At 69.5% G+C, this 21,782-nt stretch carries 22 protein-coding genes; 11 read left to right on the plus strand and 11 right to left on the minus strand.

Annotation, left to right across the window (positions count from 1 at the left end):
• Positions 1-43: 43 nt before the first annotated feature.
• Together FKO37_RS17780 and FKO37_RS17785 are read left to right on the plus strand one after the other, a co-directional pair.
• Positions 44-439, plus strand: coding sequence for a hypothetical protein (locus FKO37_RS17780; RefSeq protein ID WP_235147034.1), 396 nt, complete (start codon positions 44-46; stop codon positions 437-439).
• A gap of 41 nt (positions 440-480) precedes the next feature.
• On the plus strand, positions 481-972 hold the full coding sequence (locus FKO37_RS17785; protein WP_238605133.1) for a hypothetical protein: 492 nt from the start codon (positions 481-483) through the stop codon (positions 970-972).
• A 6-nt stretch (positions 973-978) separates the two neighbouring features.
• Here FKO37_RS17785 and FKO37_RS17790 read toward each other — a convergent pair whose 3' ends face one another.
• Together FKO37_RS17790 and FKO37_RS17795 are read right to left on the minus strand one after the other, a co-directional pair.
• A complete protein-coding gene (locus tag FKO37_RS17790) occupies positions 979-1,908 on the minus strand; it encodes an alpha/beta hydrolase family protein (protein WP_043837252.1) in 930 nt (309 codons plus the stop codon).
• Positions 1,909-1,956: 48 nt separating this feature from the next.
• Positions 1,957-2,607 carry a TetR/AcrR family transcriptional regulator gene (locus FKO37_RS17795; RefSeq protein ID WP_037813846.1) on the minus strand — a complete coding sequence of 217 codons (651 nt, stop codon included), beginning with the start codon at positions 2,605-2,607 and terminating at the stop codon, positions 1,957-1,959.
• Positions 2,608-2,672: 65 nt separating this feature from the next.
• Between FKO37_RS17795 and FKO37_RS17800 the strand changes: the two genes are divergently transcribed.
• Positions 2,673-3,986 carry a carotenoid oxygenase family protein gene (locus tag FKO37_RS17800; protein WP_238605135.1) on the plus strand — a complete coding sequence of 438 codons (1,314 nt, stop codon included), beginning with the start codon at positions 2,673-2,675 and terminating at the stop codon, positions 3,984-3,986.
• Here FKO37_RS17800 and fdhD read toward each other — a convergent pair whose 3' ends face one another.
• Entirely contained in the window at positions 3,987-4,811 is an 825-nt protein-coding gene (gene fdhD / locus FKO37_RS17805; protein ID WP_037813836.1) for a formate dehydrogenase accessory sulfurtransferase FdhD, read from the minus strand.
• A gap of 153 nt (positions 4,812-4,964) precedes the next feature.
• Between fdhD and FKO37_RS17810 the strand changes: the two genes are divergently transcribed.
• From FKO37_RS17810 to FKO37_RS17820, 4 genes are all read left to right on the plus strand, one after another.
• Positions 4,965-6,317, plus strand: coding sequence for an OFA family MFS transporter (locus FKO37_RS17810; protein WP_037813833.1), 1,353 nt, complete (start codon positions 4,965-4,967; stop codon positions 6,315-6,317).
• Positions 6,317-6,448 carry a hypothetical protein gene (locus FKO37_RS47175; RefSeq protein ID WP_255443335.1) on the plus strand — a complete coding sequence of 44 codons (132 nt, stop codon included), beginning with the start codon at positions 6,317-6,319 and terminating at the stop codon, positions 6,446-6,448. Before FKO37_RS17810 ends, FKO37_RS47175 begins: the two co-directional genes overlap by 1 nt.
• A gap of 70 nt (positions 6,449-6,518) precedes the next feature.
• Complete coding sequence (locus FKO37_RS17815; protein ID WP_037813829.1) at positions 6,519-7,061, plus strand: transcriptional regulator; 543 nt, start codon at positions 6,519-6,521, stop codon at positions 7,059-7,061.
• Positions 7,058-8,308: an MFS transporter gene (locus FKO37_RS17820; protein WP_134729690.1), complete on the plus strand. Its 1,251-nt coding sequence runs from the start codon at positions 7,058-7,060 to the stop codon at positions 8,306-8,308. Before FKO37_RS17815 ends, FKO37_RS17820 begins: the two co-directional genes overlap by 4 nt.
• Here the strand turns inward: FKO37_RS17820 and FKO37_RS17825 are convergent.
• Both FKO37_RS17825 and FKO37_RS17830 read right to left on the minus strand, forming a co-directional pair.
• Positions 8,283-8,612 (minus strand): hypothetical protein, encoded by a 330-nt coding sequence (locus FKO37_RS17825; RefSeq protein ID WP_134663059.1) that lies wholly within the window; start codon positions 8,610-8,612, stop codon positions 8,283-8,285. The two genes, FKO37_RS17820 and FKO37_RS17825, sit on opposite strands and share 26 nt — an antisense overlap.
• A gap of 163 nt (positions 8,613-8,775) precedes the next feature.
• Positions 8,776-9,444, minus strand: coding sequence for a GntR family transcriptional regulator (locus FKO37_RS17830; RefSeq protein WP_037813824.1), 669 nt, complete (start codon positions 9,442-9,444; stop codon positions 8,776-8,778).
• A 72-nt stretch (positions 9,445-9,516) separates the two neighbouring features.
• On the opposite strand from FKO37_RS17830, the gene FKO37_RS17835 reads away from it, so the two are divergent.
• The 3 genes from FKO37_RS17835 to FKO37_RS17845 are packed head-to-tail and all read left to right on the plus strand — an operon-like array spanning position 9,517 to position 12,163.
• Positions 9,517-9,939, plus strand: coding sequence for a VOC family protein (locus tag FKO37_RS17835; RefSeq protein ID WP_037813822.1), 423 nt, complete (start codon positions 9,517-9,519; stop codon positions 9,937-9,939).
• The gene (locus tag FKO37_RS17840; RefSeq protein WP_043837271.1) at positions 9,936-10,679 is read left to right on the plus strand and encodes an SDR family NAD(P)-dependent oxidoreductase; all 744 of its coding nucleotides are present in this window, start codon (positions 9,936-9,938) and stop codon (positions 10,677-10,679) included. The genes FKO37_RS17835 and FKO37_RS17840 overlap by 4 nt, the downstream gene beginning before the upstream one ends.
• Positions 10,680-10,735: 56 nt before the next feature.
• On the plus strand, positions 10,736-12,163 hold the full coding sequence (locus FKO37_RS17845; RefSeq protein WP_134663058.1) for an LCP family protein: 1,428 nt from the start codon (positions 10,736-10,738) through the stop codon (positions 12,161-12,163).
• 327 nt (positions 12,164-12,490) lie between these two features.
• Here the strand turns inward: FKO37_RS17845 and FKO37_RS17850 are convergent, their stop codons facing one another.
• From FKO37_RS17850 to FKO37_RS17865, 4 genes are all read right to left on the minus strand, one after another.
• Positions 12,491-14,803 (minus strand): FdhF/YdeP family oxidoreductase, encoded by a 2,313-nt coding sequence (locus tag FKO37_RS17850; RefSeq protein WP_238605137.1) that lies wholly within the window; start codon positions 14,801-14,803, stop codon positions 12,491-12,493.
• Between the two features lie 46 nt (positions 14,804-14,849).
• Positions 14,850-16,193 (minus strand): MFS transporter, encoded by a 1,344-nt coding sequence (locus FKO37_RS17855; RefSeq protein ID WP_051728998.1) that lies wholly within the window; start codon positions 16,191-16,193, stop codon positions 14,850-14,852.
• A 72-nt stretch (positions 16,194-16,265) separates the two neighbouring features.
• Positions 16,266-16,712, minus strand: a complete 447-nt coding sequence (locus FKO37_RS17860) for a MarR family winged helix-turn-helix transcriptional regulator (protein WP_037364487.1) — start codon at positions 16,710-16,712, stop codon at positions 16,266-16,268.
• Positions 16,713-16,821: 109 nt separating this feature from the next.
• Complete coding sequence (locus FKO37_RS17865) at positions 16,822-17,163, minus strand: hypothetical protein (RefSeq protein WP_238605139.1); 342 nt, start codon at positions 17,161-17,163, stop codon at positions 16,822-16,824.
• A gap of 60 nt (positions 17,164-17,223) precedes the next feature.
• Here FKO37_RS17865 and FKO37_RS17870 point away from each other — a divergent pair, with 60 nt between their 5' ends.
• Positions 17,224-19,851: a valine--tRNA ligase gene (locus FKO37_RS17870; protein WP_238605140.1), complete on the plus strand. Its 2,628-nt coding sequence runs from the start codon at positions 17,224-17,226 to the stop codon at positions 19,849-19,851.
• A gap of 266 nt (positions 19,852-20,117) precedes the next feature.
• On the opposite strand, the gene FKO37_RS17875 is transcribed toward FKO37_RS17870, so the two are convergent.
• Complete coding sequence (locus FKO37_RS17875; protein ID WP_238605142.1) at positions 20,118-20,993, minus strand: SGNH/GDSL hydrolase family protein; 876 nt, start codon at positions 20,991-20,993, stop codon at positions 20,118-20,120.
• A 93-nt stretch (positions 20,994-21,086) separates the two neighbouring features.
• Positions 21,087-21,719 carry a bifunctional 2-polyprenyl-6-hydroxyphenol methylase/3-demethylubiquinol 3-O-methyltransferase UbiG gene (locus tag FKO37_RS17880; protein ID WP_238605144.1) on the minus strand — a complete coding sequence of 211 codons (633 nt, stop codon included), beginning with the start codon at positions 21,717-21,719 and terminating at the stop codon, positions 21,087-21,089.
• Positions 21,720-21,782 lie beyond the last annotated feature (63 nt).

The following is a 21,782-nucleotide window of genomic DNA, read 5'->3' on the forward strand; positions in this document are numbered from 1 at the left end:
GTCGGCTGTCCGGGTGTCGGCGGCGGGCGCGATAATGGACAGGATGACAACCGTGCCGCTGACCGCACCCCGGGGGGACGACACTGCCGACCCCGGCGAAGCGGTACCCGCCGAGACCGAGCCTTCCGCCGCTCCGGTCGGCATTGTCGAGCTGAGCGAACGGGTCGCCGCGTCCGTGCTGACGCGCTTCCCGTGGCTGATCCGCGCGTCCGAGATCATGCTCGCACTGTTCACGCTGGTCTGCCTGGTGGCGGTCGGCACCCGGCTCTCGGCGCTGCCGCTGCTGCCGATCCCGCTGTTCGCGGTGTCGTGGCTGTTCCTGCGCCGCCTGCGCTCGTCGGAGACCCGGGCACAACAGCTGCGGTGGTCGCTGCTGATGGCGCTGGCGGCGATGGTGGGGTTCTGGGTGATGTCGGTCGTAGCCCGCTGGGTGTCGTAACTCGCTCGCGGTAGGCGTCCTCCACGGTGGAGGATGACGCGGTGGATGCGGTCGTGCAGTGGGTGTGCACCTCGTGGACGAAGAAATCCCGCGGCGGTGCGGAGGCGGCTCGCCGCAACGCGGCCCCGATCGCGTTCCCGCTACCGGCGTTGACCGCGCCTTTCACCCACATGGTGCGGATGGATGAAGAGACGGATTTCGAGCCGCGGTTCGATGCCCGGGAAGGCGTGCAGCGAAAAGCGCCTTCATCGCTGGATTCGACGATCCGCCTCGAAGAGGCTGAAGATCGCCTGCGGGTGAAGCTGGAAACGACCCCGCACGGGAATCCTCGCCGCTGGCGTCGCCCTCCGGCGCACCGCCTGGCCCGCGGGGAATGGCTGCGGTGGCAGGTGAATTACCGCCTGGTCGGTGTCTGCAGCGGGGAGTGGCACTACCGGCTGGACACGCTGAACGTCGCGTACGGCCCGGTGTCGCCGGAACTGTTCCTCAGCACGCCGACCTATCTGGTCGACGAATTGGGGATTCTCCGCTGAGAAGGATCACGCCTTCTGTCGCAGATGCTTCCCCAAGAACCCCACCATGCTCGGCACCGTAGTGCGGAAGAACGTGTCGCTGTGCTTCCCGTGCGCCGTATACCCGATCGTCGGGTGCGTTTCCGCGATATACCGCCGCACCCCGGTGATGAACGGGTCCTCCGTGCCGCAGTAAACCGCCGTCGGGATGCCCTGCAATGCTGACTGGTGGCGCAGCGGATCCAGCGACGTCCAGTCGTTCAGTCCGGTGAAAATGCGGCGTTTCGCCATTTCCGGCCACGACGTGATCAGCGCCGGAGCGATCGCGGCGACCGCGGCGGGCGGTTGGCGGCGTTCGGCTCGGCGGCGGGCGTACAGGAGCGCTCCGAAACCGCCCATCGACACTCCGGCGCACGCGAACGGCTGGCCGTCCGTGCCGCCGAAACCGCGGGCGCGCAGCCACTGCGGGACTTCTTCCAGCAGCATCGCCATCGGGTCGTCGCCGGGGCGGACCTGGTGCCAGTAGTTGTCGCCGCCGTCGACCGCGACGAAACCGTACGCCGGCACGGCTTTGCGGGCGACGTCGCTGCCCAGCTGCTTCAGCAGTCCGCTCGGCGCGGCGGAACGGGCGGAACCGTGCAGGCCGTGCAGCATCAGCGACATCGGCAGACCGGCCGGCGGCTTCTTGCTCGGCAGCAGGAAAACGAGGTCCACTTCCCGGCCGCGGGCGTGCGAATAGACGCGTTCCACCCGCATGCTGCCCAGCTGCGTCACCGGTGTCGACGACGTGACGCCCAGCGCCCGCTGCATGGCCTGGTTGAACGGCACGACGCCGGTCGCGCTCCCCACCGCGAGCCCGGCGATGCCGAGGCCCGAAGCGCCCGCGATCAGCATGGACCGGCGGCTCACCCGCCTTCGGCCCTCAGTCTCCTCGGTCACCCGATCCCCCTCACCCATATAGCGTAAGACGTGAGGAAGGGACGAAACGTTGCCTTCGGAAGATCTTCACTCGGTTGTTGTGACCAGCCCCACGGACGCCCGGGCGGCGGCAGGGCGGTCTCCGAGCCCGACGACCAGCGTCACGCAGAGTGGCGCGAGCACCTCGGTCACCCCGCGGTCGCCCCGGCCGAAGTGGCCCAGCAACTCGAGGGTGACATAGCCGTGCACCGCGCTCCACACCTGTGCGGCGACGGTGAGCGGGTCGCCTTGGAGCCGTCCGGAGTCGATGGTGCGGCCGACGGCGGCGACCATGCCGCGGAATGACGACGCCGCCTCGCTGTCCTCCTTGGCCTTCATCAGCTCGCCGACCGGCTGTCCGTGCGCGCCCGCCTCGCGGAACATGAGAGCGAACAACTCCGGGTGCTCGACCGCGGTGCGGCGGTAGGCGAGCGCCAGCTGGTACAGATCGGCGACCGGGTCGTCGGTGCGCTCGACCGTCGCCATGTTCGCGATCAGCCGCCGGAACCCTTCCCGCGCAACGGCTTCGATGAGCGCGGACATCCCGCCGAAGTGCGTGTAGACGGCCATGGTGGACGCGCCGATCTCGGCCGCCAGCTTGCGGGCCTGCAGTGCTTCCGCGCCGCCGTCGGCCAGCAGCCGGATCGCCGCCTCGACCAGTTGCGTCCGCGCGTGTTCGCCCCGAGTCCGCTCGCTCATGCTTGCCAGTGTTCCATAACCCTGTTATACCGGTGTCCATAACCACGTTATGGACGGAGCGGGTCATGACGAATCACTTCCTCGAAGGCAACTTCGCGCCGGTCGAGCGCGAGTACACGAGCACCCGGCTGACGGTCACCGGGCAGCTGCCCGACTACCTCGACGGCCGCTACCTGCGGAACGGGCCGAACCCGGCCGACCCGGATCCCGAAACGCACCACTGGTTCCTCGGCCGCGGCATGGTGCACGGCGTACGCCTTCGCGACGGCCGGGCCGAGTGGTACCGCAGCCGCCGCGTCGGCACCGACGAGGGCGGGGCCAACACCAACGTCATCGGGCACGCCGGGCGCACGATCGCGCTGGTCGAGGGCGGGCTGCCGCAGTGGGAGCTCAGCGAGGAGCTGGACACCCTGGGCGTCTGCGACTTCGGCGGCACCCTCTCCGGGTACACCGCACACCCGAAGCGCGACCCGCGAACGGGTGAGCTGCACGCCGTCTCGTACCAATTCGGGCTCGGGAACCGGGTGCAGTATTCGGTGGTCGGCACCGACGGACGGGCGCGGCGGACGGTCGACATCGAGGTCACCGGGGCGCCGATGATGCACGATTTCTCGCTCACCGAACGGTATGTCGTGTTCTACGACCTGCCGGTCACCTTCGATCCGGACCAGGCCCCGGTGCCGGTCGACGTGCCCGACCCGCTGACCGCGCGCACCGGCCGCGGCGTGAGTTCCTTGCCGTACCGGTGGAATCCGGACTACCCGGCGCGCATCGGCGTGATGCCGCGCGAGGGGGACAACGGCGACGTCCGCTGGTTCGACGTCGGCCAGTGCTACGTCTTCCATCCGCTCAACGCCTACGACGAGGACGACCGGATCGTGCTCGACGTGGTCCGGCACCCGAAGATGTTCGACCGCGCGCTGCACGGCCCGGCCGAGGGCGAGCCGACGCTCGACCGGTGGACCGTCGACCTCACGCTCGGGAAGGTCGTAGAGGAACGGATCGACGACCACGGCCAGGAGTTCCCGCGGGTGGACGAACGTCTGGTCGGATTACCGCACCGGTACGGCTACGCGACGGCGCTCGACGACCGGTCGCGCAGCGTCGGCGCGGTGTACAAACACGACCTCCGCAAGGGTTCGGTCGATGCACACCGCTTCGGTCCCGGCCGCGAACCGGGGGAGTTCGTGTTCGTTCCGTCCAGTGCGGACGCGGGCGAGGACGAAGGCGTGCTGATGGGCTACGTGTACGACGCGGCCGAGGCGCGCAGCGATCTCGTCCTGCTCGACGCGGGCACCCTCGAAACCGTCGCCGCGGTCCACCTGCCGGACCGCGTCCCGCACGGCTTCCACGGCAACTGGGTGCCCGCCGAAGCGTGATCAGGTAAGCAGACGCTGGTCCCCGGTGTAGAGGTTCATGCTGTCGCCGCGCAGGAAACCGATCAGCGTCATGCCGTTCTCCTCGGCCAGTTCGACCGCGAGCGACGACGGCGCGGACACCGCGGCGAGCAGCCCGATGCCCGCCATCGCGGCCTTCTGCACGAGCTCGAACGAGGCGCGGCCGGAGACCAGCAGCCCCAGATCGGGCGCCGGGATCCGGCCCGCCTGCAGGGCCCAGCCGAGCACCTTGTCCACCGCGTTGTGCCGTCCCACGTCCTCGCGCACGACGACGAGCTCACCGTCCGAAGTGAACAGTCCGGCGGCGTGCAGGCCGCCGGTGGACGAGAACACCTTTTGCTTTTCCCGCAACCGATCCGGCATCTGCGAGAGCACGTCGGTCTTCACCGCGAACTCCGACGCCCCGGGGGAGAACCGGCTGCGCAGCTTCACTGCGTCGAGCGCGGCCTTGCCGCAGACGCCGCACGACGAGGTGGTGTAGAAGTTCCGCTCGACGCCGGTGTCCGGCGGAGCTACTCCTTCGGCGAGTGCGATGTCGAGCACGTTGTAGGTATTGCGGCCTTGGTCGTCGACGCCGTCGCAGTAGCGCGCCACGGCCACGTCCTCACGGGACCCCAGCACGCCCTCCGAGAGCAGGAAGCCGTGCGCGAGTTCGACGTCGTGGCCGGGCGTGCGCATTGTCACCGCCAGCGCCTTGCCGCCGACCCGCAGCTCAAGCGGTTCTTCGGCGGCCAGCGAGTCCGGCCTGCGCCGTTCGCCGGCCGCGGAGATCCGCCGTACCGGCCGTCGCACCGTCACTCTGCCCATCGCCTGCTCCACTCGTTCCGGTTGTCGTCTTCGGCGTCGAATTTTGTTGTCATCGACAAGACATTCTCAAGTCATTCGACAGTCATCCGGCGCAACGCCGAGGATCTGGTAAACCATTCCCAGCACCTCGTCACTGTTGGGAGGAGACCGCCGATGGCTGTCCCCGGCTTCCTTGCCCGTTCCCGCATCGTCGCACCGCCCGGCTGGACCCGCTGGCTCGTGCCGCCCGCTGCGCTGTCCATCCACCTGTCGATCGGCCAAGCCTACGCGTGGAGCGTCTTCAAGACGCCGCTGGAGAAGACCCTCGGACTGTCCGGCACGCAGTCCGGGCTGCCGTTCCAGCTCGGCATCGTGATGCTGGGGCTGTCCGCCGCGTTCGGCGGCACCCTGGTGGAGAAAAACGGTCCGCGCTGGGCCATGACCGTCGCCACAGTCTGCTTTTCCGCCGGGTTCCTGCTCGCCGCCCTCGGCGTCGCGACCGGGCAGTTCTGGCTCGTGGTGGCCGGCTACGGCGGGGTCGGCGGGATCGGCCTCGGCATCGGCTACATCTCGCCGGTGTCGACGCTGATCAAGTGGTTCCCGGACCGGCCGGGCATGGCCACCGGGATCGCGATCATGGGCTTCGGCGGCGGCGCGCTGATCGCGTCGCCGTGGTCGTCGGCGATGCTCGGCACCTCGCCCACGACCGGCGACATCGCGACGGCGTTCCTGATCCACGGGATCGTGTACGCGGTGTTCATGACGATGGGCGTGCTGATCGTCCGCGTCCCGGCCGACGACTGGCGTCCGGCGGGCGCGGTGAAGCAGGCCGCGGCCAAGCCGATGATCTCCACGGCGAACGTCTCGGCGGCGAACGCGCTGAAGACGCCGCAGTTCTGGTGTCTCTGGATTGTCTTGTGCCTCAACGTGACCGCGGGGATCGGCATCCTGGAGAAGGCCGCGCCGATGATCACCGACTTCTTCAAGGGCACCTCCGCGCCGGTCGGCGCCGCGTCCGCCGCCGGGTTCGTCGCGCTGCTCTCGCTGACCAACATGCTGGGCCGGTTCGTCTGGTCGTCCGCCTCGGATCTGGTGGGGCGCAAGAACATCTACCGGTTCTACCTCGGCGTCGGCGCGCTGCTGTACCTCGTGATCGCGTTGACCACGAACGGGTCGAAGCTCGTGTTCGTGCTGTGCGCGATGCTGATCCTGTCCTTCTACGGCGGCGGGTTCTCGACGCTCCCGGCGTACCTCAAGGACCTGTTCGGCACCTATCAGGTCGGCGCGATCCACGGCAGGCTGCTGACCGCGTGGTCGGCGGCGGGCGTGCTCGGGCCGCTCATCGTGGACGGGATCGCGGACAGCCAGAAGGCGGCGGGCAAGACCGGGCCGGACCTCTACCAGCTGTCGTTCTGGATCATGATCGGCCTGCTGGTGGTCGGGTTCGTCGCGAACGAATGCGTGCGCCCGGTGAAGGAGAAGTTCCACGAACCGGCCGGGCAGACCGCGGTGGGGAGCGAGGCGTGATGACGAGTGCCGAGGGCCGTTCCAGCGGCCGGACCGTTCTGCTGGTGATCGCGTGGCTGTGGGTGCTCGCCCCGTTCGGCTACGGCGTGGTCGAGCTGATCCGGAAGGTGGTCGGGCTGTTCGGCGGCTGAGTACCGCTGACCGGCACTGCCCGGAAATAAGCTCTGGACAAATGGTCAAGAGTCGTTGACCATTAGCCTCGTGACTGGGGATGACCAAGCGGGCTACGTCCCGCCGCACGACACTGTCCATGTCGAAACGACCGACCAGCTGCGCGCCGTGAGCAACGTCGTGCGGCACCGCGTGCTCGCGGTGCTGCGCGACGGGCCCGCGACGATCACGCAGGTCGCCGACCAGCTGGGGATCGCGAAAGGCAGTTCCAGCTACCACATGCGAGTGCTGGAACGGGCCGGGATCGTGCACGTGGTGCGCACGCGGAAGGTGCGCGGCGTGCTGGAGCGCTACTACGCGCACGTCGGCAAGAGCATCGAGCTGCCCGAACCCGCGGCGGGCCAGCGGGACGTGCTGCTGCAGCACGCGCTCGACGACCTCTCGACCGCGCCCGAGGGCTCGCACCGGTTCGTCCGGCTGCAGCACACGCGGATCAGCGAGACGCAGTTCGAGGAGTTCGAGCGCAGGCTGGCCGGGCTGCTCGACGAGCTGCGGGACGCGCGCGACGCCGACGAGGCCGCCGCCACCGTCGCGGTCGCGTTCTTCCGCCCGGGCCCCGGAGCGGCCCGATGACCAAGACGAAAATGCCTCCCGCGTTCAGTCGCTTGTGGACCGCCGCGACGGTCAGTTCCCTTGGCGACGGCGCGTATACCGCGGCGCTGCCCCTGCTGGCGCTGCTGCTGGACAGCGATCCGCTGGTGGTCAGCCTGGTGACGGTGGCGGTGCTCGCCCCGTATCCGGTGGCCGGGCTGTTCGCCGGGGCGCTGGTCGACCGCTGGGACCGGCGGCGCACGATGTGGCTCGCGGACCTGGCCCGAGCAGTGTTGCTGGCGGCGACGGTGGCCGCCGGCGCGTTCGGCTGGCTCAGCATTCCGGTCCTGTTCGTGGTCGCGTTCCTGCTCGGCACCGGCACGCTGTTCTTCGACACCGCCGCGCAGGCGTACCTGCCGGATTTGCTGGCGCGGGACCAGACCTTGCTTCGCCGCGCCAACGGCTATCTGCGCGGAGCGTCCACCGCGGCCGGGCAGTTCGCCGGGCCGCCGGTCGGGAGTTTCCTTTTCACCGTGGGGAGAACGCTGCCGTTCGCGGTGAACGCGCTGACGTACGTGGCCAGTGCGGTGCTGATCCGGACGCTGCCGCCGGCGCCGGTGCCGGAGCGCACGCCGGGCCGCTCGGTGTGGGCGGACTCGAAGGAGGGTTTCGCTTACGTAGTCAAGGATCGGCTGCTGCTCGGCCTCGCTTTGCGGCCCGCGGTGGGAAACCTGGCCTTCGGCGCGTTCGGGGCGGTCCTGGTGGTGTTCGCGAAGGACGCGCTGGGACTGGACTCGGCTGGCTACGGCTTCCTGCTCGCGGTGGAAGCCGCCGGAGGACTGGTGGGCGCGATGGTGCTCGCCGGGCCGCTGGAGAAATGGCTGGGCACCGGCACCGCGCTCACCGTCACCGCGGTGATCGAGGGCGGCGCGGTCCTGGTCTTCGGTCTCGCTCGGGACCCGTGGCTCGCCGGGGCGATGTTCGCGCTGTGCGGCTGCGCGATGGCGACGACCATGGTGCTCGGCGGTTCGCTGCGCCAGGTCGTGGTGCCCGCACGGCTGATGGGCCGGGTCGCCGCGGCTTCGCGCCTGGTCTCGGCTTCGGCCGCACCGGCGGGTGCCGCACTGGGCGGCTGGCTCGCCGCGACGGCCGGAGTGCGAGTGCCTTACGTGGCGGCGGCGGGGGTGCTCGTGTCGATGACTTTGGTGACGATGAGCATGACGAGCAACAAGAAGATCGAAGAGGCGCTCGCGCGGGCGAAAGCTACTCCAGCGACGGCCATCCCGTGAGCAGGGTGATCTGCGGGAAGAGCACCGCGGCCACCGGCATGGTGGTCCAGATGACGACGCTGGCGTACGGCCGGGGAACGTAACGGTTCGCGACCGCCCCGGTCGCGGCGGCGAGCGGGAAGACGAAGATCCCGTACAGGCGGCAGAAGACGCCGATGATGTACACCACGTTGAGCGGGGATTCGGTGAAGGCCGCCGCGAGGCACAGGCTGAGCGCGGCGACCGCGGCCACGAGCGCGAAGACGGCGTGCAGCGCACCGAGAACGGCTTGGCTGGTCCGGTTCGGACTGCTGGTGAGGTCCACCGGCCCAGCCTGCCCGGGAGTTGTGGAGATTCCGGGGTGGTCCGGGGGAGAAACGCGGGGAGGCCGGATATCTCAGGGCGAGCGCCGAGACGATGACCCGCACCCGGCGTTCCGCGTGTTCCTCGGGCCTGCCGCCCGCCGCGCCCCGAACCAGGCTGGCGGGTCACAGTCCGGCGAGCAGGCTTTCCTGGGCTGAATGGACGTGCGCCTCGGCCACTTGGGCCAACCGCTCCCGGTCGCCGCTGCGAATCAGTTCCGCCAGTTCGCGATGCTCGGCGACCACCCGGGCCCGGTAATGCTCATGGCCGAGCGAAACCCGTTGCAGCTGAAACAGAAACACCTGCGACCGCACCGCGTGCCACGCCTCGGTGAGGCGGCCGTTGCCCGCGGCGGCGTACACGCGGTCGTGGAACGCAATGTCCAGTGCCAGCAACTGCGGTCCGGGGGCCTTGATCCGCACCGCCTTCGCCAGGTCGGCGACCAGCGCGTCCAAGGCGGCGAGATCCGTCTCGGTCGCGTTGGCGCGCGCGGTGACGGCGGCCAGCCGGTCGAGGGCGGCGCGGACCGAATAGACCTCGGTGACGTCCTCGGCGGTCACGTCGACCACCGTGGTCGGGCGATGCCAGCCGCACCGGACCAGGCCCTCCCGGGCGAGCTGGGAGATGCCCTCGCGGACTGAACCGCGGCTGATGTCCAGCGACGCGGCCAGTTCGACCTCGCGCAACGGCGCGCCAGGCCGGAAATGGCCGGCGAAGATCGCTTCGCGCACCCGGTCGGCAGCCTCGTCGGCGAGCCCGCGGCGCGCCGCCTTCCTCAGGGGGGTGACTTCCACGTCCTAATGTTGACATTCGAACATCCGCCAGTCAACGTGGAGAGACCGATCCCCGCGCCGAAGGAGTGCCTCATGGCCGTCCGTCCCGCCTTCCACCTGGCCATACCGGTCGACGATCTGCCGAAAGCCCGCGAGTTCTACGGCGGCGTGCTCGGGCTGGCCGAGGGCCGCTCGGCGGACGCGTGGGTCGACTGGAACTTCCACGGCCACCAGGTCGTCACGCACGTGGTCCCGGGCGCTCGCGCGGAAGCGGGCCGCAATCCGGTCGACGGGCACGACGTGCCGGTGCCGCACTTCGGGCTGGTGCTCGACGTCGACACGTTCCACGACCTGGCCGGACGGCTGCGCGCGGCGGGCACCGAGTTCGTGATCGAGCCGTACCAGCGGTTCGCCGGGGAACCGGGGGAGCAGTGGACGATGTTCCTGCACGATCCGGCCGGGAACGCGCTGGAGTTCAAGGCTTTCCGCGACGAGACGCAGTTGTTCGCGAAATGAACGTCCTCGTCACCGGAGCCTCGCGCGGGATCGGCCGCGCCATCGCCGTCGCCTTCGCCACCCGGGGCGACCGGGTCGCTGTCCACTGTGGATCCAACCGGGAGGCCGCGCGCGAAACGCTCGAGGCGCTGCCCGGTTCCGGGCACGTCCTCGTGTCCGGCGACCTCGGCAACCCCGACGCCGCGCAGTGGATCGCCGACGTGGCCGAGGAACAGCTCGGCGGGGTCGACGTGCTGGTCAACAACGCCGCGGTCGGCACCACCCCGGCCACCCGCACGCCGATCGCTGAAATGTCCTATGCGGACTGGCAGGACGCGTGGCAGCGCACGCTCGACGTCAACCTCTACGGCGCGGCCAACGTGTCTTTCCACGTCGCACGCCACCTCATCGCCCGCGGCGTGCCCGGCCGGATCGTGAACATCGGATCGCGCGGGGCGTTCCGCGGCGAGCCCGAATACCTGCCGTACGGGGCGAGCAAAGCCGCGCTGCATGCGTTCGGCCAGTCGCTGGCGGTCCAGCTGGCGCCGCACGGGATTTCGGTCACCTCGGTGGCTCCGGGCTTCACCGCGACCGAGCGCGTCGCGGACCGGGTCACCGACGAGGTGCGCGAGCAGAGCCCGTTCGGCCGGGTCGCCGAACCGGAGGAGATCGCCGAAGCGGTGGTGTTCCTGGCCTCGTCGGAGACGCCGTGGGCGTCCGGTTCGATCCTCGACATGAACGGAGCGTCGCACCTGCGCTGAGTTGTGAGCTGCGTCACGAATGCAGCATTTCGGGGCGGCCAGACGTCCAGAGGGGCGTGCGGATCGCAGGAAAAGTTATCGCCGGAGCGCTGTCGACGGTGGTGTTCGCCGGCACGGCTTACGGGTTCTCGACCCTGAGCGCGCTCGACGACATCACCCGCAGCGACGTCATCGGCGGCGGCGGATCGGTGGACGAGGGCCAAAAGCACGCCGACGGCGCGCTGGACATCCTGATGGTCGGCCGGGACTCGCGCAAAGGCCCGGACGGGCAGATGCTGCCGAAGAGCGTGCTGGAAGAACTGCGCGCCGGCGCGAACGGCGACGACCTCACCGACACGTTGATCGTGCTGCGGATCCCGGACGGGCAGCAGGAGGTCAAGGCGTTCTCCATCCCGCGCGACTCGTACGTCTCGATGCCCGGCGGGAAGGGCAAGATCAACGCCGCGTTCGGCCGGGGCAAGGCCGCCGAGGCCGCGAAACTGCGCGCGGCAGGGGAGACGGACAAGGACAAGATCGAGCAGGAGTCGATGACCGCGGCGCGCAAGGCGACGCGGCAGGCGGTCGAGGACCTCACCGGCGTCACCATCGACCACTACGCCGAGGTCAACCTGCTGAGCTTCTCCGAGATCAGCAAGGCCGTCGGCGGGGTCGAGGTGTGCTTGAAACACGCCACCAAGGACGAGAACTCGGGCGCGGACTTCCCGGCAGGCAAACAGCGGCTTTCCGGCGGCGCCGCGCTCGCCTTCGTGCGACAGCGCGACAACCTGCCCGGCACCGACTTCGGCCGGATGCGGCGGCAGCAGGTGTTCCTCGCCGCGATGGCGCACCAGGTCCTTTCGGCCGGGACGCTCGCCGACCCGGGCAAGCTGAGCGACCTCATCGACGCGGTGAAGAACTCGGTGGTGCTGGACCAGTCCTGGGACATCCTGGACTTCGTCAGCAAAATGCGCGGGGTGTCCGGCGGCGGCATCCAGTTCACGACGGTCCCGGTGGTGAACCCGGACTACCGCTACGACAAGTCCCATCCCACGGCGACCGCGGTGCAGGTGGACCCGGCGCAGGTGAAAGCGTTTGCGGCCGGGCTGGTCGGCGCCGCCCCGTCGTCGTCCGCGCCGCCCGCCGCACCGAAGGCAGCGGTGGAGATCTCCAACGCCGGCGGATCCTCCGGCCTGGCAGCACGCGTCGCGGATGTGTTGAAGGGCAAGGGATTCGCCGCGACCGCCGCGGGCAACGCCCCGTCGCAGCGGACGTCGATCGTGCGCTACCCGGCCGCGCTCGCCGCCGAGGGCGCGGAGGTGGCGAAAGAGCTGGGCGGACTGTCCACAAAGGAATCGGCGGACGTTCCGGCAGGGCACATCCAGGTGGTGCTCGGGAAGGTCTACTCAGGACCGGGGGTGTCGGACGGCGGATCCGCGGCTGGTGTGCCGGTGAAAAGCGACCAGCCGCCGCCCGTCACGTCAGACGGTGACAACTGCATCGACTGACGCCTCGTGCGTGGCGATGCCGGTTCTAATCGGCATCGCCACGCACGAGATCGCGGAGTCAGGTGGTGCCACCGCGCTCGCTTCGGGGAGACACCGACGGTCGCGTCGGCGGAGGTCGCGCGTGGTGGTGCGGTTCCAGCCGGATCGCCACGGCCTTCGAGGCCAGGCTTTCCATCACGGAATCGAGCGGCAGCAACGCATTCGCCTCGGGAAGCCCGCCGCTGCACACCGGCGATCCGTCGGATCCGCGACCGCGCGGAAGCGGGGCGCGCCGTGCGTCGTGAGCGGCGATCGCGGTGCTGACCGGGATCGCCGCTCACGAGCAGGTCACGCGTGGTGGTGCGGCTCCAGCCGAATCACCACGGCCTTCGAAACCGGCGTATTCGACTTCTCCGCCACAGAATCCAGCGGCACCAACGCATTCGCCTCCGGGAAGTACGCCGCCGCACACCCCCGCGCCGTCGGGTAAGCCACCGCTCGGAAGCTGGGCGCCCGCCGATCCCCGTCTCGCCATTCCGAGACCAGATCCACGATCTCCCCGTCCGCGACCCCCAGCGCGGCCAGGTCGTCCGGGTGCACGAACACGACCCGGCGGCCGTCCTCGATGCCGCGGTAGCGGTCGGACAGGCCGTAAATCGTCGTGTTGTACTGGTCGTGGCTGCGCAGCGTCTGCAGCAGCAACCGGCCCTCGGGAACCTCGGGATACTCCAGCTCCGACACGGTGAACGTGCCCTTGCCGGTCGCCGTGCCAGTGAACTCCCGCGAGTCGCGCGGCGCGTGCGGCAGCACGAAACCGTCCGGTTCGCGGACGCGGCGGTTGTAGTCGTGACAGCCCGGCACCACCGCGGCGATACGGTCGCGGATCAGGTCGTAGTTCTTCTCGAACGACCGCCACGGCACCGAGTGGTCGGCACCGAGCAGCTTCTCCGCAAGGCGGCAGACGATGGCGACCTCGGACAGCAGTTCGTCGCTCGCCGGAGCCAGGCGGCCGCGCGAGGCGTGGACCTGCGACATCGAGTCCTCGACCGTCACGAACTGGCGGCCGGATTCCTGCTCGTCGCGTTCGGTGCGGCCGAGCGTCGGCAGGATCAGCGCGGTGCGGCCGGGCACGACGTGCGAGCGGTTGAGCTTCGTCGACACGTGCACGGTCAGCGAGCACGCCCGCAGCGCCTCCGCGGTCCGGTCCGAATCCGGGGTGGCGGAAGCGAAGTTGCCGCCCATCGCGAAGAACACCTTGCCGCGTCCGTCGAGCATCGCGCGGATCGAGTCGACGGTGTCCCAGCCGTGATTGCGCGGCACGGTGATGCCGAACTCGCGGTCGAGGGCGTCCATGAACGGCTCGGGCATCTTCTCCCACACGCCCATGGTGCGGTCGCCTTGCACGTTCGAGTGGCCGCGCACCGGGCACAGCCCCGCGCCCGGCTTGCCGATCATCCCGCGCACCAGCGCCAGGTTCACGACCTCGGCGATCGTCGGCACCGCGTGCTTGTGCTGGGTCAATCCCATCGCCCAGCAGTAGATCGTGCGCTCGGACGTCGCGATCATCCGCGCGATGTGCTCGATCTGCGCGCGTTCGAGGCCGGTCGCCTTCTCGGTTTCCGGCCAGTCTATCTCGCGCAGCTGCTTGGCCCAGTCCTCGAAGCCGTGCGTGGACTTCTCGACGAACTCGCGGTCCACAATGGACCCGGGCGCGGCGTCCTCCCACTGCAGCAGCAGATGCCCGACCGCCTGGAACAGCGCGAGGTCGCCGCCGAGCCGGATCTGCGCGAACTCGTCGGCCAGCGGCGTGCCCTTGCCGACCACGCCGCGCACGTTCTGCGGGTTCTTGAAGCGCATCAGCCCGGCCTCGGGCAGCGGGTTGACCGCGATGACCTTCGCGCCGTGCCCCTTCGCCTGCTCCAGCGCGGACAGCATCCGCGGGTGGTTCGTGCCCGGGTTCTGCCCGACGACCACGATCAGGTCGGCCTGGTGGATGTCAGCCAGCGACACCGAACCCTTGCCGATGCCGGTGGTCGCCGACAGCGCCGCGCCGGACGATTCGTGGCACATGTTCGAGCAGTCCGGCAGGTTGTTCGTGCCGTACGCGCGGACCAGCAGCTGGTACACGAACGCGGCCTCGTTGCTGGTGCGGCCGGACGTGTAAAAGATCGCCTCGTCCGGGCTCGACAGACCGCGCAGCTCGTCGGCGATCAGGCCGAACGCGTCGTCCCAGGAGATCGGCTCGTAGTGCGAACCGCCCTCCCGCAACACCATCGGCTCGGTGAGCCGGCCCTGCTGCCCGAGCCAGTAGTCGGTGCGCTCGTTCAGTTCGGACACCGGATGCGCGGCGAAGAACTCCCGGCCGACGCGGCGTTTCGTCGCCTCCTCGGCGACCGCCTTCGCGCCGTTTTCGCAGAACTCCGCCATCTTGCGCTTCTCGCCGTCGACCTGCCGCGGCTCGGGCCACGCGCAGCCCGGGCAGTCGAAGCCGTCCCGCTGGTTCAGCAGCCGCAGCGTGCGCGCGGTGCGGACCGGGCCCATCTGCTCCACCCCGCGCGCGAGCGAAACCGCGACTCCCGGGATTCCGGCCGCCCAGCCTTTCGGCTTGCCCACTTCGAGGCGGGCTTCGTCCACGTCACCAGTCGGAGCTTCGCGAGTCATGGGCACATCGTCCGCCTTCGCGGCGCGGAACCCAAGACGGGGGTGGTCACACCGCCTCCCGCCGGTCCCGTTCGCGGCGTTCGGCCCGCAGCAGCGCGCGGTCCGCCGCGGTCACGATCAGCAGCAACCCGCTGGTCACGATCAGCACGACGGCCAGCCGGTGCAGCCCTCCGGAGTCGGCGTGCCCGCCATAGCACTGGGCGATGACCGTGGCCGCGACTATCGCGCCGAGGTATTGCGCGGTCCGGAAGAGCCCGCTCGCGGTGCCCATCGTCTCGGCCGGGGTTTCGCGGTAGAGCGTCGTCTGGTTGGCGACGCTGGTGAGCCCCTGGGCCAGGCCGAACAGCGCGGCGAGCACGAGCAGCCAGATCAGCGCGGTGCCGTCGTTGACGAACAGCAGCGCGACGGATCCGGCCAGGAGCGCGGCGCCGACCAGCAGCAGCCGCAGCCGGACGCCGGTGGGCTTCCCGGACAGCGCGGCCGCGCCCACGGCGATCCCGGACATCGGCAGGAGCAGCAGCCCGGCAGCGGACTCGGCGAACCCGCGCGCCTCCTCGAGCCACTGCACGTAGCCGAACATGATGGTGTAGATCGCCAGGAAACTCAGTGCCTGCCGCAAATACGTGCGCAGGACCGGACCGTTCGCGGCGAGCATCCGCAGGTCGATGAACGGCTTCCGGGCGCGCAGTTCGACCCTCGCGAAGAGCCCGCCGAGCACGATCGCCACGGCCAGCAGCCACAGATCGCCGATGCCCGGCTCCATCAGGTAGCACAGCAACACCAGCAGCGCGGCGGAAAACAGCGCGATCCCGGCGACGTCGATCCGCTCGGCCGGCTTCTCCGCCGGAGTGTCCTTCGGCACCCACAACAGGGTCAGCACGAGCGAAATTCCGGCGAGCGGCAGGTTCACCGCGAAGATCGCCGGCCAGCCGAAGAGCGCGATCAGCACGCCGCCGAGCGTCGGGCCGATCACCATGACCGTCTGCGCGGACATCGCCAGCACGGACAGCACCCGCGCCGGAACGCCTTCGCCGATTTCGTCGGCGCGCCGGCGCAGGACCGCCATCGCGGCCGGGAAGCCGGCGCAGGTGCCGATGCCGAGCACCGCTCGGACGCCGGTGAGCCATTCGACCGAGATCGGGATCATCCCGGCGATCCCGGCCACCATCACGACGGAAGCGCCGCCGAGCAGCACGCGCCGCGCGCCGTAGCGGTCGACGAGCAGTCCGACGACCGGCTGCCCGACCGCGGTGGCCAAGTACAACGAGGAAATCAGCCAGGCCGTGCGGCCCGGGCCGGCGCCGAAGGCCTGTCCGATCGGGACGAGCGCGACGGCGATGAGCGTGGAGTTGATCGGATTGAGCACGGCGCTCGCGACCAGCGGGGTCACCAGGCGCGCGCCGAAACGGGATTTCGCGGGGGCGGTCGCGGTGTTCGTCAGTGCTCCTCGGGTTTAAGGGGGTCAGCGCTGGGCGATCCGCTGCAGCAAGGGCAGCGCGCGCCGGACCGTTTCGAGTTCGTCCTCGGTCAGTTCGTCGGTCAGCGCGGCGGCGAGCCATTCGTCGCGGTGCTGCCGGATGCCGATGACGGTCTTGGCGCCGAGATCGGAGAGCGAGATCACGACGCGCCTCCCGTCGGCCGGGTCGCGCGTGCGGTTCAGGTAGCCGAGCGAGTCGAGCACGCCGAGCGTCGCGGCCATGGACTGCTGCCGGACGTGCTCCGCGGCCGCCAGCTCGGCCTGGGTACCCGGACCTTCGCGGTGCAGCCGGTTGAGCACGGCGGTCTGCGTCGGCGTGAGGATCTCGGCGTTGTCGACCTGCCGCAGCCTGCGGTGCAGCTGGCCGACGACGCCGCGGATCCAGCCCGCGGACTCGGCGACGCGCGGGGGGACGGGCGGGTCATCGGACATAAGCACAGTCTAGCCTGTTGAGTCCAACCTGTGCATCCTCGGCCCGAAAGACGGGAAGGGCTCCTTCAGGGAATCTGATTCCCTCAAGGAGCCCTTCACGGACTTCGAGCTAGAGCGGCTGAGAGCTCGTCGCGGCGGGGGAGCCCAGTCCGACGATGTACCCGATCTTCTCGTCGTTGACCCCGATCGGCTGAACCTGGTGCACCACGATCGCCGCGGCGAGCAGCAGGACCAGTCCGACGATCGCCGCGATCCCGGGCCAGCGGCTGGGCGCCGCGCCGCCGCGGCCGTAGACCGGCGACGGAGCGTTGCGGCGTTCGCGCTTGCGCCGCTTCTTCATGTCCTTCTTGGCGCCGAGCCACGCGTCCCGCTGGGCGTGCTTGCGCCACTCCGGGTCCATGAGGTCCGGATGGGTTTCCATCCGGTCGTCCGGATCCTCCGGCCGAGTCATCGGCGCACCGCCTTTCCCCCTGCGTAACCCCGCCGCGGCGGGTTCGTAGACTTGTCCATTGTGACCGAGAACGCTCCGCAGCAGAAAACCGACCTTCCGGGTGCCTGGGACCCGGCCGCCGAGGAAGCCCCGATGTACGACCGCTGGGTAGCGGCCGGGTACTTCACGGCTGACGCTTCGTCGGAGAAGCCGCCGTTCTCGATCGTACTGCCGCCGCCGAACGTCACCGGCAGCCTGCACATGGGCCACGCGCTCAACCACACCCTGATGGACGCGATGAGCCGCCGCCGCCGGATGCAGGGCTACGAGGTGCTCTGGCTGCCGGGCATGGACCACGCGGGCATCGCGACGCAGAACGTCGTCGAGCGCCAGCTGGCCGGCGAGGGCCTCTCGCGCCACGACCTGGGCCGCGAGAAGTTCGTCGAGCGCGTCTGGGAGTGGAAGGCCGAGTACGGCGGCAAGATCCTCGGCCAGATGAAGCGCCTCGGCGACGGCGTCGACTGGTCGCGCGAGCGCTTCACCATGGACGAGAACCTGTCCAAGGCCGTCCAGACGGTGTTCAAGAACTTCTACGACGCCGGCCTCATCTACCGCGCCGAGCGGATCATCAACTGGTGCCCGCGCTGCCAGACGGCGCTGTCGGACATCGAGGTCGACCACAGCGACGACGACGGCGAACTCGTGTCGATCCGCTACGGCGACGGCGACGCCTCGATCGTCGTGGCCACCACCCGCGCGGAGACCATGCTCGGCGACACCGCGGTGGCCGTGCACCCGGACGACGAGCGGTACACGCACCTGGTCGGCACCGAGATCGAACTGCCGCTGACCGGCCGGAAGATCCCGGTGGTCGCCGACCGGCACGTCGACCCGGAGTTCGGCACCGGCGCGGTCAAGGTGACCCCGGCGCACGACCCGAACGACTTCGAGATCGGCCGCCGCCACGACCTGCCGATGCTGACCGTCATGAACGAGCGCGCCGAGGTCACCGTGCCCGGTCCGTTCGAGGGCCTCGACCGGTTCGAGGCGCGTCCCGCGGTGGTCGCCGCGCTGCGCGAGCAGGGCCGGATCGTCGCGGAGAAGCGGCCGTACGTGCACGCGGTCGGGCACTGCTCCCGCTGCGACACGGTCGTGGAGCCGCGGCTGTCGCTGCAGTGGTGGGTCAAGGTCGCCGAGCTGGCGCAGGCCGCGGGCGACGCGGTGCGCGACGGGCGGACGAAGATCCACCCGGCCGAACTCGAGAAGCGGTACTTCGACTGGGTCGACAACATGCACGACTGGACGATTTCCCGCCAGCTGTGGTGGGGGCACCGGATCCCGGTCTGGTACGGGCCGGACGGCGAGGTCGTGTGCGTGGGACCGGACGAGCAGCCGCCGTCGGGCGAGGGCTGGACGCAGGATCCGGACGTGCTCGACACGTGGTTCTCGTCCGGGCTGTGGCCGATGTCGACCATGGGCTGGCCGGAGGAGACCGCGGACCTGGCGAAGTTCTATCCGACCAGCGTGCTGTCGACCGGCTACGACATCCTGTTCTTCTGGGTCGTCCGGATGATGATGTTCGGCGTGCAGGAGATGGACGGGCGGCAGCCGTTCGACCACGTCTACCTGCACGGGCTGATCCGCGACGCCAACGGCAAGAAGATGTCGAAGTCGCGCGGCAACGTCATCGACCCGCTGGAGTGGATGGACGCTTACGGGGCGGACGCCACCCGGTTCACGCTTGCGCGCGGGGCCAACCCGGGTGCGGACATGGCGCTGGCCGACGAGTGGGCCGCCGGGTCGCGGAACTTCTGCACGAAGCTGTGGAATGCCAGCAAGTTCGCGATGATGAACGGGGCGACGGTCGAGGGGTCGTTGCCGCCTGCTGCCGAGCTGACCGAGTCGGATCGGTGGATTCTCGGGCGGCTGGCGGCGCTGGTGTCCGAAGTGGACGGGTTGTTCGAGGACTTCCAGTTCGCCAAGGTCGCCAATGCGCTGTACCAGTTCACGTGGAACGAGCTGTGTGACTGGTATCTGGAGCTGGCGAAGGTTCAGCTGTACCAAGGGGATTCCGCGCGGGTCGAGGCTACGCGGAAGGTCCTGGGGCATGTGCTGGACACTGTGCTTCGGTTGCTGCACCCGTTCGTTCCGTTTGTCACGGAGAAGCTGTGGACCGCCCTGACGGGTGGCGAGTCGTTGGTGATCGCGGCTTGGCCTTCGGCGGTTGAGGGGTATGCGGATCCGGTTGCTGATGCGCGGGTCGCTGATGTGCAGAAGCTGATCACCGAGATTCGGCGGTTCCGGGCTGACCAGGGGTTGAAACCGGGGCAGAAGGTTGCGGCTCGGCTTTCCGGGGAGGCGTTTCCGGAGGGGCATTCTGGGGCGATTCGGTCGTTGGTGCGGCTTACTGAGCCTGAGGATGGGTTTTCGGTGAGTGCTTCGTTGGAGGTCGCGCTCGCTGGTGGCGTGGTGACTGTGGAGTTGGATACTTCCGGCACTATTGATGTTGCGGCTGAGCGGAAGCGGTTGGAGAAGGACCTCGGGGCTGCGCGGAAGGAATTGGCGCAGACTGAGGGGAAGTTGGGGAATGAGGCGTTTATCGCCAAGGCGCCGGAGCACGTGATCGAGAAGATCAAGGTGCGGCGGGAGACTGCGGTGGCCGATATTGGGCGGATTGAGGCTCGGTTGGCTGCGTTGCCTGGGGCCTGAGGTCTCGGGTGGCTCGTCGCCTGGCGGCGACATTGCGCACGGGTGGTTGCGTGGGGCACCCCGAAGCTGATTGTGATGACGGACGGCGGGTGCTTGTCAAGGCGGGAAAGATGCCTTGACAAGCACCCGCCGTCCGCATTTTGGCTTCGTATCGGGGTGCGGGGGTGGTGTGGGTGCACCTCGAGTTGGGTGCGTCGGTGCCGGTTTAGAGCCGTGAGGGGAACCCTGAGGGAATCAGATTCCCTCAGGGTTCCCCTCACTCGGTTTTAGCGGAGTTGTTGGCGGATTACCTTTGCTTCGCCTTCCATTCCCGCGTAGAGCGGGTGGTAGGGGGCGGCGGCCAGCAGGTTCAGGTCTTTGCCGTTGATCCAGGCGACGCCGGGGGCTTGGCAGGCGTCGTGGCCGAAGGACGGCGTGTAGGTGTCCACATAGGACGATTGGCCGTCCGCTTCTACTGCGTTGCTCACTGCTGCGTTCAGGGCTTCTTCCACGCTCGAGAGCCAGGCGTAGTCGCCGTTCGCGAAGGGCAGGACGTTCGGGCAATAGCCTTCTGCGGGGGCGATGCGCGGGTAGCCGATGGCCAGCACCTTGGCGTGCGGCGAGCGGGCGTGGATTCCGGCCAGTACTTGCTGGATGGCTGCTTGCGTCTTCGGGAGCAGCGCCTTGATCGTGTCCACGCCGTCGACGGTGAAGTGCTGCTGGCAGGGGTTTCCGGTCGGGTCCGAGGCGCGCAAGGTCGGGCAGGTGTCCACCAGTTTGCCGAACAGGCCCGAATCGTTGCCGCCGATGCCGACCGTCACCAGGTCGGTGTCGGAGCGCAGTGCGGAGAACTGCGGGGCGTTCTGGCCCAGCGGCACGCTTTGCGGGGCGGTCATGTGCGACGTGTTCGCGCCGCCGCAGCTGACGTCGGTGAAGCGGTCCACGTCCAGGGAAGCCGCGACCATCGACGGGTAGTTGGACGTCGAGCGGAAGCAGCCGAACGGATCCAGCCTGGGCAGCGGGATGAGCGGGCCCGACGTGTACGAGTCGCCCAAGGCGACGTAATGACGGTAGTGCCGGGGCGCGGCGCTCGCGGCCGCTGCCGTCGACAGAAGCAGTGCGATGGCCGCGATCGCGGCCAGCACGATTCGGATGGTGCGCATGCGGAACCCGTCCTCCCTAGCGGTCGACCCGCTTTACCTTTCGGCACGCGGGGCGCGAGCGCTCTCCGCCGATCGGGTGGTCGGGGCGGCTTTTCACCCGGCTGCTGGGTGATCTGCGGGTTTCCGCCAGGTCAGCAGGTACCGCCAGAAGACCAGCGGGCGGACTGTGCTGCCGGGAAGCAGGCGGGCGGCGTCGCGGCGGACGTCGTTCAAGGGCGGGAATTCCATGTGCACTGGGGCCTTGGTTACCGGGTCCGGACCGCCGTTGAGGCGATCTCCGGCGAGGACGATCAGCCTGGCCGCGAGGTTCGCGGGGACGGCGACGAGTTCGCGGGCGTAGTCGCCGGGGCGGCTGGGGCGGGCGCAGCCGAGGACGGCGAGGACGCCGCCGGGGGCGAGGGCGTCGCGCAGTCTCGTGACGGTTTCGAACGGGACGTGGTGCAGGGAGGCCAGGCAGGAGATGTACGCGTACGCCTCGGGTTCCAGGGGGTCGGTCGTCACGTCTGCGCGGCGGTACTCCGCGGTGCCTGGTCCTGGGGAACCGGCGGACGTCGCGCGGGTGATCATTTCCGCCGACGTGTCGATGCCTTCGACGGTCATTCCGGCGGCGGCCAGCTTGCGGGCGAACCGGCCGTCGCCGCAGCCGACGTCCAGGGCGCGGCCGGGGCCCGGCGGCAGGAGGCGGAGCAGGGCCGGGTGGTAGTGGTGGTTGTGGTCGAAGGGCATGCGCCCGACCTTGCCACGGATCCCTGCGGGCGCGATCACGCCGAAGCCCCGGGGCCGCTGGGC

The organism is Amycolatopsis sp. Poz14 (assembly GCF_006704225.1).
GTDB lineage: Bacteria > Actinomycetota > Actinomycetes > Mycobacteriales > Pseudonocardiaceae > Amycolatopsis > Amycolatopsis nivea.